Source organism: Paenibacillus sp. GYB004 (assembly GCF_036577605.1).
GTDB lineage: Bacteria > Bacillota > Bacilli > Paenibacillales > NBRC-103111 > Paenibacillus_AB > Paenibacillus_AB oceani.
In genome coordinates, this window is record NZ_JARBDB010000011.1 from 405985 (window position 1) to 419513 (window position 13529).

Here is a 13529-nt window from a genome sequence, read left to right on the forward strand (position 1 = left end):
GGTTCTCAGCGTACGGAGGGCGGCAGGTTGTTTGGGATATTGCTTAGGAATAGGAAAAGCCGGCCAGGGGGCCGGCTTTTGCGTTATAAGCGAGAAGCATGGCCGGGACATTAGTCCCGGATCTCGACGATCAGCTCGATCTCGACGGGGGTATGGAACGGCAGATCGCTTGTGCCGATGGCGGAGCGTGCATGGCGGCCGTTTTCTCCGAATACTTCCACCAGCAAGTCCGATGCGCCGTTCATGACATACGGCTGGTCGCCGAAGCCGGGGGCGCTGTTGACGAAGCCGAGCATTTTGACGACTTTGACGACGCGGTCCAGATCGCCGAGATACCCTTGGAGCACGGCCAGACAGTTGACGATCACTTGCCGGGCGCATTCCTGGCCCTGCTCGATCGTCAGATCGCTGCCGACTTTGCCTTCATAGATCAGCACGCCGTTAGCATCGCGCGCATCTTGACCGGACAAGTAAAGCAGATTGCCGGTCCGGTTCGCCGGAATATACGTAAACCGCGGCTGGGGCGGGGGTGGGAGCACGATGCCGAGCTGCTCTAGTCGTTGTTCGATGATTGCCATAGTGAGATAACCTCCAGGATGTGTGTTATAGTTTCCGGTAAAAGCTTAATGATGGTGGCAGCATGTGGCGGCACGAATCAGTACGCCTTCACGCGAAGAAGTATGGTTGTAGCCGCTTAAGGTTGCCCGGCCGCCGACCCAAACGTCGGAGATGCCCTCCGGATATTGACGGGGTTCTTCGAACGTCGCGGTATCCCGGATCGTCTCCGGGTCGAATACGACCAGATCGGCGATATAGCCGGGAACGATCAATCCGCGCTTGCCGAGCTTGAACCGCTGCACCGGGAACGAAGTCAGCTTGCGCACCGCCTGCTCGAGGGACAGGACACGCTTTTCCCGTACATATTTGGCAAACACGCGGGGGAACGTGCCGTACAGGCGCGGATGCGGCTTGCCCGTCTCGCAGGTAAGGCTGTCGGAAGCGATCAGCGCTTTCTCGTAACCGATCACTTGAGTAACGTCGTCCTCGGACATATGGAAGTAAACGATCGAGATGCGGCCGTCTTCCTCCAAAAGCAGATCCATCATGCAGTCGGCCGGATGCTGGCTGCGCCGTTCGGCAATCTCCGCAACCGATAAACCCTCCAGATGACGGTTCGCCTCGGTGTGCATGGCGGAGATGATCACGCTCTGCCAGCCGGTCGAGCAGACGAGGTTGTCCCAATCCGTTTGCTCCTGACCGAGCTCGTCCTTGATCCGCTTGCGCAGCGCCGGGTCGCGGAACGCTTCCAGTGTACCTTCGATGCCGCGTTCGAGCACCCACGGCGGCAGCACCGTCGTCAGCGTCGTGGAGCCGGCATTGTACGGATATACGTCGCAGGTGACGTCCATGCCGCGGGCCCGCGCGTCCTCGATCAGCTCGACCGCTTCCAGCACTTTGCCCCAGTTCGCCTTGCCGGCCGCCTTCAGATGGCTGATATGAAGCGGGACCCCGGCCCGTTCGGCGATCCAGATCACTTCCTTCACCGACTTGATCAGATTGTTTCCTTCGCCGCGGATATGGGTGGCGAGCAATCCATCGTGCTTCGGCAGGACGGAGCATAACTCGGCGAGTTCTTCGCGCGTCGTATAGCTGCCCGGCGCATACAGCAAGCCGATCGACAAGCCGATCGCGCCCGCCCGCATGCCTTCGTCCAAGATTTGCTTCATCTGCTCCAGCTCGTCGCGGGATGCCGGCCGGTTGTCGAAGCCCATAACCGAGATGCGCAGCGAGCCGTGAGCGACATAAGTGGCCAGATGCTCGGAAGGGCGGCTGGCCGCCAAGTGGTCCATATATTGCCCCACGGTTTCCCACGGCCATTCCCAATCGGTTTTGCCGAGCACGGGCTGCACATAACTTTTCAGCATTTCCGCCCGGTGCTTCACATAAGGAGCGGGGGCGAGACCGCAGTTGCCGACGACCTCGGTCGTGACGCCCTGGCGAAGCTTGATTTCACTTTGCGGATAATCGAAAATCATCAGATCGGAGTGGCAGTGTCCGTCGATAAATCCGGGCGCGATTACGCGTCCGTGCGCCTCTACCGTGCGGGCGGCCTCCTGATCGAGCTTGCCGACGGCTGCGATGATGCCGTCCTTGATGCCTACATCCCCGGTAAACCACGGGTTTCCCGTGCCGTCGACGATCCGGCCGTTGCGAATGATATAATCCAGCATTAGCTGCCCCTCCCACATGCGGTGACGATACCAAGCCGAGCGATTACGCTTCTTCGGGCGGTTCGTCCGCGTTTTTGCCTTCCTCCATATAGCTGTACAGGGTGTATTTGGAGATGTTCAAATACCCGCACACTTTCTCGCCGCCTTTTTTGATCAGAAAAGCGCCTTTGCGGTCGAGCAGCGATATCATTTTCACTTTGTCTTCCTTCGTCATTAAAGCGACCGGCTTGCCGACATGGTCCTGCGCCTCCTGAATAAGCGCCTCAAGCAGATCGCCGACATTGGTGACGAACGACTCCTTCACGTCGGGCTGAAGATTGGTCATCGTCATCGAGTGGAGCATCTTCTCAGCCATCATCAGAGACGTAATGTCAAAATTGATGCATAACGAACCGATGATTTTGCCTTCGTCGTTTTTCATATAGATCGACGTCGAGCGAAGAATGCGGCCGTCCTTCGTCTGGGTCACGTAGTTGAACTTATTTCCGTTCACCTGATTGCCGCGCAGCAGCTCAAGGCCCAGATTCGTGCCCGGATCGCCGACCTTGCGTCCGGTAATGTGCCCGTTCTCAATCGCGATGATCGTGCTGTCGTAAGATCGGGTCAGATCGTGGAGCACAACCTCGCACGAATCACCGAATTGGGCCGCGATGCCTTTGAGCAGGTCGGTCAAAAAAGCGAGCTCGTGCCGTACCGTTTCCATTCGCCTCAGGACCTCCATCTCTGCGGAAAACCGCCGCAGCCGGTTTGTACTAATTTTACGATGCTTGCGGGAAAATGGTATCATACCGCCCAGAAGAAAATCAAACAAAAAGTTTGTTAGCATCAAAAAAAGTATGATATAGTAGCAGCGAGGAGGGTCGAAAATGAAACGTTGGCTGGCCAATTCCCTGCAGCGCAAGTTGTCGCTGCTGCTGCTGATCGCCGTCGTGCTGCCGCTTATCGCCACAGGCGTCGTTTCTTACCGGATCGCGTCGTCGCTGACGGAGGAGAAGGAGAAGCAGTCGGGCATGAACATGCTGCGCCAGATGGGTGACCGGCTTGACTTTATGGTTCGCGATGTGGAGAGCATGTCCGTATTTATCATCGGCGAGAAAGACATTCAGCAATATTTGGACAACGAACGCGCCGATATTACTCTGTTTGCGAATAACATCGGATTTTTGACCAATCTCGTATTTTCCAAACCTTATATATCCAATGTAACGATAACGCCGACCAGCGACTTCCCGGTACTTTCCAATACGACGATCGTTCACTCGGGACTGACAAAGCAGCTTGAGGAGAGACAGGAACTGATGGCGGGCAGGACGAAAGGATGGACCTCGCTGTATGAAAATCAAACTTCGGCCGACGGTCTGAAACGGGTCGTCTCGCTGGTCCGCCCGATCCGCAGCCTAAGCAAATTCCAGATGCTCGGCGTCTTGTCGATCAGCCTGGACGAAGCGGAGATGCGCAAAATCATTAAGGGCTCCGGCTGGGAGAAAACCGGCTTCGTGATGATCGTCGACGAGAACGATCGGATATTGTCCGGCGATTCGGCCGATTGGCTGAACCGCTCCTTGTATGAACGGCTGCCTCATGCGGGGCCGCTTATCGGCGATGAAGGCGTTTTCACTTATACGGCCGAAAACAAGCAGGAAAATACGGTGTTGTATCACAAGCTGACGCAGCCGGACTGGAAGCTGGTCGGGGTCATTCCTACCGGCGTGTATACGTCGCAGAACCGGTTCGTGCTCACGGTGACGGCAGTGGCGATCGGAATCGCGCTGCTGTTGTCGATTGCTCTCGTGCTCTGGTTTATCCGCTGGGTGACGAGACCGCTGGCCGGGCTTGCCGTCAAGATGAAGGACATCAATCCGGACGAGCCGCTTCCGGCGTTCGAGGTTAAAAGCTCCGATGAGGTCGGTCTCCTGCTCCACAGCTACAACAAGCTGGGCGACCGGATCGAGCGGTTGAAGGATCAGGTGCAGCAAAACGAAGCAAAAAAGAAGGAAGCGGACATTCTGGCGCTACAGGCGCAGATCAACCCGCATTTCTTGTACAATACGCTGTCTTCGATCCATTGGATGGCGCTGATGAACAAAGATCAGCGGATCGCCGGCATGGTCGGCGCCCTCAGCGACTTTTTGCGCTTCAGTCTGAACAAGGGCGAAGAGTTTTGCAGCGTACAGCAGGAGGCTTCTCATGCGCAAAATTACGTAACGATCATGTCCATCCGGTTTCAGGACAAATTCGATACCGAGTTTTATATCGACCCCGACCTGAACGGCAAGCCGATGCTGAAGCTGCTCCTGCAGCCGCTGATCGAGAATTGCATCATGCACGGGCTTCAGAAGAAGAAAGAAAAAGGACATCTGTACGTATACGGCGAGCGGCACGGGGACACGATGACCTTTGTCGTCGAAGATACCGGAGTCGGCATCGGTGAGGAGAAGCTGCGGGAAGTGCGACGCAATCTGAACGCCGCTTCCGGCACGAGCAGTCTGGAGCCCGGGAGGTCCGGGTTCGGTCTGCGCAATGTGCACCAGCGGCTGCAGCTTCATTACGGAGCCGACACCGGGCTGACGATCGAGAGCGAGAGCGGCATAGGCACCCGTTTCTCGTTTGCGATCCCTATTCGGGAGGAACTTATATGAGAATATTGATCGTCGACGATGAAGTGATTATCCGCACCGGGTTGTGCACGGTTATCGATTGGAAAGAGCTGGGTCTTACGCTGCTCGAGCCGGCGGAATCGGCCGAGGAAGCGCTGGAGCGGATTCCGCAAGAGAAGCCGCATATCGTGCTGACCGATATCCGGATGCCGGGGATGGACGGGATCGCGCTGGCGCAAGAGATCAAGAAGCTGCTGCCGGATACGGAAATCGTCATTTTGACCGGATACGACGATTTTGCCTATGCGCAGCAGGCGCTCCGCCAAGGGGTCGCCGATTATTTGCTGAAGACAAGCGGCCCGGAGGAGATCATCAAAGCGGCGTTAAAAGCCCGGCAAACGATTATGGACAAATGGGAGCTGTTGCGCAACGAGCAGGCGCGAACCGCCGCGTTCCGGTACCAGCTGCTGGAGCGGGTGTTCGAGGGCAGGACGGGAAACGATACCGATCCGGCTCAAGTGCTGAACTGGCTTGGCGAGCGGAGCAAGATAGATTTGCCGGCGGACGGAACGTGCCTGATGAGAGTGATTCTGGTCCAGGCAACGGGCTGGGGCGAAGGCCATCTCGCCGATCTGCTGAATGGGGCGGCGGATAACATGCTCAGCGAACTGCTGCCGTCCCTATCGCTCGTGAAAGGAGAACGGATCACGCTCGTCATGCGGGTGGATTCCGCGAATGAGGGAACCGGCGAACTGGAGCGGGCGGTCCGGAGAGTCGGGCAAACGCTGAAGTGTACGGTTTTCGCCGCCGCGGGATGTATCGTCGCACGTCCTCAGGAGCTGCACCGTTCGTTCCGGGAAGCCGAGATCATCTATTCGTACCGGCTGCTGCTTGGCGAGTCGGGCGTTTATGTACTTGGCGACATCGCCTCCCGCAGCGGCGGCAGAACGGTATGCTCGCAGGAAGAGGAGAAGGAGCTCTCCGGTATTCTCGTGAGCAATAATCCCGCCCAGCTGCGCCAATGGGTCAACCGTATCGTGCGCGAACAGATGGATGACGGTACAGTCACGCCGAACTCGCTGCAAGCGTACTTGCAGTCGGTCGTGTTCGCCAGCCACCGCTGGCTGGAGCGGGCGAAGGGAGACGGGCGCGCGTCCGCTCCTCCGGCGACCGCGTATCCGTTCGATACCGATCCGAGGCCGGAGGCGGAGCTGTTCCGCATCCTGTCGTCGCTGATGTCCGCCTTCCACGATACGATCAGCGATTCCCGGTATACGTACATGCAGCGCGCGATCGCGTATATCCGCGATCGTCTCGATCAGCATCTGACGCTGCAGGATGTCGCCCGGTTCGTTCATCTGACGCCGAACCATTTCAGCGAAGTATTCAAGAAGGAGACGGGCCAGAGCTATATCGAGTTCGTCACGCTGGAGCGGATGCGCAAGGCGGCGGACGTGCTGAGCAGTACGCAGATGAAGATCGGCGAAGTGGCCGGCGCCGTCGGCTACGAAGATATTAAATATTTTAGCCAGCAGTTCAAAAAGTATTACGGCAAAACGCCGTCCGAGTTCAGACAGTCGCCGGGAAGCTGAATGCAGCCTTGCCTCTTATCTTGAATCATTCTAGCATAGCATTTGCAAGAAGTACCGGACTTAGGTCCCCGGCAGCAGCCGATTCGACACAAGGGAGAGAGACAATCATGTACAACGAATTGACAACTCCGGCAGTAATCGTAAATTTGGACATTGCGGAGCGCAACATCGGGGGAATGGCTGCCAAGCTGAAGCAGTACGGCATCAGCCATCGCCCTCATATCAAATCGACAAAATCGGTCTATTTCGCCCGCAAGCAGTTGGAGGCCGGGGCGATCGGGATCACGACGGCAAAGCTTTCCGAAGCGGAGACGTTCGCGGAAGCGGGCATCGACAACATCCTGATCGCTTATCCGATCATCGGCGACGACAAGCTGGCCCGGTTCGAGCGGCTTCACAAAAAAGCGGCGGTTATCGCGACGGTAGACAGCGTATACGGCGCGGAAGGCTTGTCCCGTGTAGGCGTCGCGTCCGGGAAACAGGTGGACACGCTGATCGAGATCGACGGGGGGCTGAACCGCGGGGGACGGCAGCCTGGCGAAGATACGGTTGCATTCGCACGCGAGATCTTCTCGCTGCCGGGAATCCGGATTCGCGGCATTATGGGTTACTTCGGCACCATCTACGGAAATACGGATGAAGCTTCGTTCCGTGCCGCCGTACGTCTGGAATCCGATACGATGCGGCAGACGGCACAAGCGCTCGCCGAAGCCGGAATCGCCGTCGATATCGTCAGCACCGGCTCGTCGCCAGCAGCCTTGTTATGCGAGGAGCTGAGCAGCGCCACCGAGGTGAGAGCCGGTAATTATATTTTGTTTGACGTATCCGGTGTCGCCATGGGATTTGCAAGCGAAGAAGATTGTGCGCTGCGGGTCGTCGCAACTGTCGTCAGCACGCCTCTGCCGGGAAGAGCGACGATCGATGCAGGAACCAAGACGCTGACGAGCGACAAGGCGCATCATCGGGAGGGCTTCGGCATCGTAGTCGGCCGGCCGGGTATCCGGATAACCGGGCTGAACGAAGAGCACGGTTTTCTGCAGTTCGATCCGGCGGAAGTGACGTTGTCGGTCGGCGACCGGATCGAGATTATCCCGAATCATTCGTGCGTCATCCCGAATTTATGCGATACGATTGCCGGTGTCCGCCAAGGGCGTGTAGAGCGAAGCATCGCAATCGACGCACGCGGCTGCAATTATTAGTGCGAATTTAAAAAGTCCCCAAAAGTGGACTTTTTGAACAACCTCTATTAAGGGGGATCTTCCCGTGACACTTTATATGGATCTTATCGATGTAGACCGCATAACCGAAGTTTTGTCCGAACTGGTGCGCATTCCAAGCGTGAATCCGGGATTTCCCGGAGGAACCGGAGAAAGGCAGGTCGCCGTTTACGTCCGGCAGTTTTTCGAACGTCTGGCTCTTAGCGTCGATGTGCAGACTGTGGAAGCCGGCAGGGACAATGTGATCGGCACGCTCCTAGGCCGGGGCGATCGTCATTTATTGTGGGAAGCGCATATGGACACGGTTCAGACGTCCGGGATGACGATCGATCCGTTCTCCGCAGACGTACGGGACGGCAAGTTGTTCGGCCGCGGAGCCTGCGATACGAAAGCATCGCTGGCCGCCATGCTCGTAGCACTGGAGACGATGGTACAGCATAAGCTGATTCCGGCCGCCCATGTTCATCTGGCTGCGGTCGTCGACGAGGAAACGACGTATAAAGGCGTATCGGCGCTGGCCGACCGGGTCCGGAGCGGAGAGCTTCGCTATGATGCCGCCATCGTCGGAGAGCCTACCCGGCTGCATCCGATAATTGCGCACAAAGGCGTGCTGCGCTTTCGCGTCGAAGTCATCGGCGTCGCCGCGCACAGTTCGACGCCGGAGCAAGGAGCGAACGCCATCGAGAGCATGGCGGAGGTGATCGCCTGGCTCCGGCAGCACGCACGCGAATCGTTTCCGAACCGGTCCCACGCACTGACCGGGCCTCCGTCGCTATGCATCAGTATGATCGAAGGCGGAGTGGCCCCGAATACGGTTGCGGACCGCTGCACGATCTCGATCGATATTCGTACGGTTCCCGGCCAGGAGTGGGAGGACGTATGGTCGGAGCTGCGCGAGCGTATCCTGCTGCTGCCCATGCCGATCGGCGTGAAGGTCGAGGTGCAACGGCCTTTTTTAACCGACTATGCGATGGAAGTATCGCCGGACCATCCGTTGACGCACACGCTGCTCGCGGCGGCTAATACGTACTCGGCCGGACGCGAGGCGATCGGCGCTCCTTATTGCAGCGACGCCAGCAAGCTGACGCGCGTTTCGGTGCCGGCCATTGTATTCGGGCCCGGCAACATCTCCGAGGCGCATACGGCGGACGAATGGGTGGAGCTCGCCGAAGTCGCGAAGGCCGCCGCCATTTTGATCCACACAGCAATGCACTATGGAGAAGAGGACGAGAACTGATTTTCCTTCAACCCGGATTCGTTATCGCTTGAATATTTCGATGTAATCGTTCGACTTGCCGCCTTATGGCGGTTTTTTTGCGCCTGGGCGGGGGAATTCCGGGAAGAACCGGAATTTGTCTACCTATCGGCTGAAGGTTCTCCCCTACTGGAAACCGCAAGCGCCTTTTATACTTAGGGTATACTTTGAAAAGAAGAGGGGAGCCCAAACATGAAAAAGAAAATTGCGGCAAGTTTAGCATCCGTAATGGCAATAGCGACGATTGCAGCATGCGGCCAGCCTGCAGAAAACGGTGCCTCCGGCGGTGCGAAAACCGATACGCCCGCTGCCGAAAAAGTGAAACTCTCCATCTGGCATAACTTCTCCGGCGACGACCTTCGCGCCAAAGCGGTCCGGGCTCAAATCGACAAGTTTAAAGCGGCTCACCCGGAAGTCGAGCTGGACGCCCAGGCGATCCCGCCGGACGGATACCGTCAGCGGCTCAAGACGGTCGCGGCAGCCGACGAGATGCCGGACGTTTTTTTCGCCCACTCGGGCTCGGGCATTAAGGAATTCCATGACGGCGGGCTGATTCAGCCGATTACGCCGCTGCTTACTAAATACCCGGACTGGAAGAGCAACTTCACGCCGGGTGCGTTCGACCCGCTTTCGTTTAACGATCAAGTGTATGCCGTTCCGATCAATGCGTCCGTCACTTCGTTGTTTTTCTACAACAAATCGTTGTTCGACAAACATGGTGTCACGGTTCCGAAAACTTGGGACGAGCTGCAGACAGCGGTCAAAGCGTTCAAGGAAAAAGGAATGACGCCGATCTCGCTCGGCAACAAAGCCGCTTGGCTCGCCCAATCGAGCATCCTGAGCTCCTTGGCCGACCGCGTGACCGGCAGCGACTGGTTCCTGAAAGCGGCGAAGCAGGAAGGTGCGAAATTCACCGATCCGGAATTCGTACAGGCGCTGACGCTGCTCAAGGGGCTGTCCGATGCGGGCGCCTTCCAGCAAGGCTTCAACAGCCTGGACAACACGCAGATGGAGCAATATTTCATCTCCGGCAAAGCGGCTATGATGATCGACGGCGCATGGGCGCTCACGAACATGGCGGCGACGGGAACGAAGGAACAGCTGGATCAGGTCGAAGTCGCGGTGCTTCCGTCCGTTCCGGGCGGCAAAGGCGACCCGAATACGCTCTCCGGCGGCGCAGGCGGAGGTCTGGCGGTTAACAAAAAGCTGTCGGGCAAAAAGCTGGACGCGGCTCTCGAGCTGATCTATACGGTCAGCGGTCCGGAAGGAATGAAGGCGGTAGCGGAAAGCAATACGATCGTCAATTATAAAGTGGATGTCGATCAGTCGAAGGTCACTTCGCTGTTCTACAAAGCGTACAACTTGTCGAAAACGGTGAAATTCACGCCGGTGTATGACGCCTACTTGAGCTCGCAAGGCGCGGAAGCGATCAACAACGGGCTGCAGGAGCTGCTTATGGGCGGCAAGCCGGAAGAGATCGCGAAGAAGCTGCAGGACGCGCAAGCCCGTTCGTTAGGCAAATAAGCGCGGGATCGGCAGAAGGGGAACCAAACGGTACGGACCGGTCTTTCATACGGGAAGCCCGGTCCGGCTTCCGTTGGAAGACGACGCAACAGCGTACGCAACAAAGCGAAAGGGGAGGTTAGCGATGGCTGCTGCAAGCCGAGTACGGACATTTATTACGTTGGGCCTGCTTCCCGCCTTATCGATTTATTTATTATTTGTTATCGTTCCGATATTCTGGTCGGCCTTTTACGGGTTTTTCGACTGGAAGGGCATTGGTGCGATGAAATATATCGGCTTCGCCAATTATGCCGAGGTCGTGCAGGACCCCATCTTCTGGAGAGCGTTCAAAAATAATCTGATTATCGTAGCGGCGTCGATATTCGGCCAGGTGCCGATCGCGCTCGTGCTTGCGCTTGTGTTGTGGAAAAGCTCTTTCTTTCACCGGTTTATCCGCTCGGCGGTATTTATGCCGATGGTGCTCGCGTCGGTCGTTATCGGGATTATCTGGGGTTACATCTACAATCCGCAAATCGGTATCTTGAACTATATCCTTGAAAATGTCGGCCTAAGCTCCTGGATTCGCGATTGGCTCGGCGACCCGAAGATCAATATGTATTCGGTCAGCGTTCCGATCATCTGGGCGAACATCGGGCCTTATCTCATATTGTTTATCGCTGCGATTCAGAATATTTCTTCGGAGGTCGAGGACGCGGCCAAAATCGACGGAGCCGTCGGTTTCCGCCGTCTGTATCTGATCGTCGTGCCAATGATCTGGAATACGATTAAGGTCGCGATCGTGCTGTGTATCTCCGGAAGCATGAAAGCGTTTGATCTGATTTATGTCATGACGGGCGGGGGACCGGCGCAAGCGACTGAGCTGCTGGCTACTTACATGTACAACAACACGTTTAACATATTCCGCTACGGATACGGCTCATCGGTGTCCACGATGATTATGATCATCAGCATGATTCTGGTTGCGGGCAGCCAGCTTCTCATGAAGCGTAAAGGCAACGACTAAAACCTCACAAAGGAAGGAGACAAGCCGCTATGGAGACAACGGCAAACAAAGCGATCGCCCGCGGCAGCGGTGGGCTTCTGGGAAAGACGGTTCAACGGGGCAAGTCCTGGATCGGCAAGCTGCTGCTGACGATTTATGCGCTGCTGACGCTTTATCCGTTACTATGGCTGTTCATCAGTTCGTTCAAATCGAATCAGGACTTCTACGGCAAGCCGTTCGCCCTGCCTTCGGTATGGCAGTTTGAGAATTTCACCAGGGCGTGGAAAATAGCGGGGATCGGAACGGCGCTTACGAACTCGGTTATCGTCACGTTCACTTCGATGGCGCTTACGCTATTCCTCGGGACACTCGCCGCGTATATACTGTCGAGGCTGCAGTTTAAGCTGAAAGGACCCATCATGGCGCTGTTCGTCCTCGGGATGCTCATTCCGATCCACAGCACGCTCGTGCCGCTCTTCATCATGATGAAGAAAATGATGATCCTCGATACGCATTGGGCGTTAATTCTACCGTATACGGCATTCGAGCTGCCTGTCGCGATTTTTGTCGTCGCCGCTTATTTGACCTCAGTGCCCAAAGAAGTGGAGGAAGCCGCTATGATCGACGGCAACGGATATTGGGGAATCTTCTTCCGCGTCATCTTCCCGCTGTCCGTACCAGCGATGGCGACCGTCGCCATTCTCGCCTTTCTGCGATTCTGGAACGACTTTGCCTTTGCGCTTGTGTTTATTAACAAGCAGGCTCTGAAGACGCTGCCGCTCAGCCTGTCGATTTTCTCCGACGGGTTCGGCACGGACTACAGCTTGACAATGGCCGCGATGACGATCGCCGTCATCCCAACCATTGTCATATATCTGATCTTCCAGGAGCAGATTATGAAAGGGATGGTCGCAGGCGCGGTCAAAGGGTAAAACATGAAAAGCTGCCGGCAACGTGCAAAGTGCCGACAGCTTTTTTAATTGTATCCAGGCGTCAATCGCCGGAGCCGTCCCGAGCCAGCTCCTTGCGGACGATCGGCGCCACCTTGGTTCCGAGCAGCTCGATCGCCCGCAACACTTCACGGTGCGGCATCGTTCCGACATTCACATGAAGGAAAAAGCGGGTCACTCCCAGGTTTTTGCGCAGCAGCACTATTTTCTCCGCCACATATTCCGGATCGCCGACATAGAGTGCCCCTCTGAGGCTGCGCGCTGCATCGTACGAAGCCCGGCTGTACGGCTGCCCCCAGCCACGTTCGCGTCCGATCACGTTCATCTGGGCTTGCGTAGGCGGGAAAAACAGCTCGGCGGCATGATCGGTCGTATCGGCGACGAAGCCGTGAGAGTGGGTGGCGATCGGCAGTTTGTCCGGATCGTGTCCCGCTTTGGCAGCCGCTCTCTTGTATAACTGGACTAGCGGCGCGAAGCTCTCGGGCATTCCCCCGATAATGGCAAAAGCGATCGGCAGTCCGAGCATTCCGGCGCGTATCGCGGATTGCGGAGTTCCGCCGCTGGCGATCCATACAGGAAGCGGGTTTTGAACGGACCGGGGATAAACGCCCAGATTGTCGATAGCCGGCCTGTGGCCGCCGCGCCACGATACCTTCTCCGAAGCCCGAATCGCAAGCAGCAGCTCCAGATTTTCTTCGAACAGTTCGTCATAATCGCTCAGGTCATAGCCGAATAACGGAAAAGATTCGATGAACGAGCCACGTCCCGCCATAATTTCCGCCCGGCCGTTCGAGATGCCGTCCAGCGTAGAGAACGATTGATAAACGCGGACCGGATCGTCCGAGGATAATACCGTGACGGCGCTTGTCAGCCTGATCCGCTTCGTCATCGCAGCGGCCGCGGCCAGTACAACGGCCGGAGAGCTGCCCGCGTAATCGGCCCGATGATGCTCGCCGATCCCGTACACATCCAGCCCGGCCTGATCGGCTGCGACGATTTCCTCCACCGCGTTGCGCAGCCGCTCGGCGTGGCTAATCACGACACCGGTTGACGGGTCGGGAGTCGCCTCCAGAAATGTGCTGATTCCAATTTCCATCCTATTTGCCGATTCGGTCATTTGATTTCTCCTCCTTTGCTTACAGCTTCTACTTTACTAATTTTTATATAGTTTCTCAACTTCG

Annotated in this window: 11 protein-coding genes; 7 read left to right on the plus strand and 4 right to left on the minus strand. The window is 56.9% G+C overall.

The annotated features are described in order from the left end of the window. Window positions 1-110: 110 nt before the first annotated feature. Genes PV433_RS07670 through PV433_RS07680 form a run of 3 tightly spaced genes read right to left on the minus strand, consistent with a single transcriptional unit; the run spans window position 111 to window position 2934 of the window. On the minus strand, window positions 111-578 hold the full coding sequence (locus tag PV433_RS07670) for a RidA family protein (RefSeq protein WP_332071590.1): 468 nt from the start codon (window positions 576-578) through the stop codon (window positions 111-113). Between the two features lie 45 nt (window positions 579-623). Further along, window positions 624-2231 carry an N-acyl-D-amino-acid deacylase family protein gene (locus PV433_RS07675; RefSeq protein ID WP_332071591.1) on the minus strand — a complete coding sequence of 536 codons (1608 nt, stop codon included), beginning with the start codon at window positions 2229-2231 and terminating at the stop codon, window positions 624-626. Between the two features lie 43 nt (window positions 2232-2274). Further along, window positions 2275-2934 (minus strand): helix-turn-helix transcriptional regulator, encoded by a 660-nt coding sequence (locus PV433_RS07680; protein ID WP_332071592.1) that lies wholly within the window; start codon window positions 2932-2934, stop codon window positions 2275-2277. Window positions 2935-3097: 163 nt separating this feature from the next. On the opposite strand from PV433_RS07680, the gene PV433_RS07685 reads away from it, so the two are divergent. The 7 genes from PV433_RS07685 (at window position 3098) to PV433_RS07715 (ending at window position 12330) form a co-directional block, all read left to right on the plus strand. Beyond that, window positions 3098-4870, plus strand: coding sequence for a cache domain-containing sensor histidine kinase (locus tag PV433_RS07685; protein ID WP_332071593.1), 1773 nt, complete (start codon window positions 3098-3100; stop codon window positions 4868-4870). Beyond that, window positions 4867-6420 (plus strand): response regulator, encoded by a 1554-nt coding sequence (locus PV433_RS07690; protein ID WP_332071594.1) that lies wholly within the window; start codon window positions 4867-4869, stop codon window positions 6418-6420. Before PV433_RS07685 ends, PV433_RS07690 begins: the two co-directional genes overlap by 4 nt. Window positions 6421-6527: 107 nt before the next feature. After that, the gene (locus PV433_RS07695) at window positions 6528-7619 is read left to right on the plus strand and encodes an alanine racemase (protein ID WP_332071595.1); all 1092 of its coding nucleotides are present in this window, start codon (window positions 6528-6530) and stop codon (window positions 7617-7619) included. 64 nt (window positions 7620-7683) lie between these two features. After that, entirely contained in the window at window positions 7684-8874 is a 1191-nt protein-coding gene (locus PV433_RS07700; RefSeq protein ID WP_332071596.1) for a M20 family metallopeptidase, read from the plus strand. Between the two features lie 210 nt (window positions 8875-9084). Next, on the plus strand, window positions 9085-10416 hold the full coding sequence (locus tag PV433_RS07705) for an extracellular solute-binding protein (protein ID WP_332071597.1): 1332 nt from the start codon (window positions 9085-9087) through the stop codon (window positions 10414-10416). A gap of 124 nt (window positions 10417-10540) precedes the next feature. Then, on the plus strand, window positions 10541-11419 hold the full coding sequence (locus PV433_RS07710; protein ID WP_332071598.1) for a carbohydrate ABC transporter permease: 879 nt from the start codon (window positions 10541-10543) through the stop codon (window positions 11417-11419). A 29-nt stretch (window positions 11420-11448) separates the two neighbouring features. Next, window positions 11449-12330 (plus strand): carbohydrate ABC transporter permease, encoded by an 882-nt coding sequence (locus PV433_RS07715; protein ID WP_332071599.1) that lies wholly within the window; start codon window positions 11449-11451, stop codon window positions 12328-12330. A 61-nt stretch (window positions 12331-12391) separates the two neighbouring features. Here the strand turns inward: PV433_RS07715 and PV433_RS07720 are convergent, their stop codons facing one another. Next, window positions 12392-13465 (minus strand): LLM class flavin-dependent oxidoreductase, encoded by a 1074-nt coding sequence (locus PV433_RS07720; protein ID WP_332071600.1) that lies wholly within the window; start codon window positions 13463-13465, stop codon window positions 12392-12394. Window positions 13466-13529 lie beyond the last annotated feature (64 nt).

What these genes read in the sequence shown, in the direction of transcription:
- PV433_RS07705 (WP_332071597.1), top strand. Translation starts at nt 9,085, where the DNA reads ATGAAAAAGAAAATTGCGGCAAGTTTAGCATCCGTAATGGCAATAGCG.
- PV433_RS07685 (WP_332071593.1), top strand. Translation starts at nt 3,098, where the DNA reads ATGAAACGTTGGCTGGCCAATTCCCTGCAGCGCAAGTTGTCGCTGCTG.
- PV433_RS07695 (WP_332071595.1), top strand. Translation starts at nt 6,528, where the DNA reads ATGTACAACGAATTGACAACTCCGGCAGTAATCGTAAATTTGGACATT.
- PV433_RS07715 (WP_332071599.1), top strand. Translation starts at nt 11,449, where the DNA reads ATGGAGACAACGGCAAACAAAGCGATCGCCCGCGGCAGCGGTGGGCTT.
- PV433_RS07670 (WP_332071590.1), bottom strand. Translation starts at nt 578, where the DNA reads ATGGCAATCATCGAACAACGACTAGAGCAGCTCGGCATCGTGCTCCCA.
- PV433_RS07690 (WP_332071594.1), top strand. Translation starts at nt 4,867, where the DNA reads ATGAGAATATTGATCGTCGACGATGAAGTGATTATCCGCACCGGGTTG.
- PV433_RS07720 (WP_332071600.1), bottom strand. Translation starts at nt 13,465, where the DNA reads ATGACCGAATCGGCAAATAGGATGGAAATTGGAATCAGCACATTTCTG.
- PV433_RS07680 (WP_332071592.1), bottom strand. Translation starts at nt 2,934, where the DNA reads ATGGAAACGGTACGGCACGAGCTCGCTTTTTTGACCGACCTGCTCAAA.
- PV433_RS07710 (WP_332071598.1), top strand. Translation starts at nt 10,541, where the DNA reads ATGGCTGCTGCAAGCCGAGTACGGACATTTATTACGTTGGGCCTGCTT.
- PV433_RS07675 (WP_332071591.1), bottom strand. Translation starts at nt 2,231, where the DNA reads ATGCTGGATTATATCATTCGCAACGGCCGGATCGTCGACGGCACGGGA.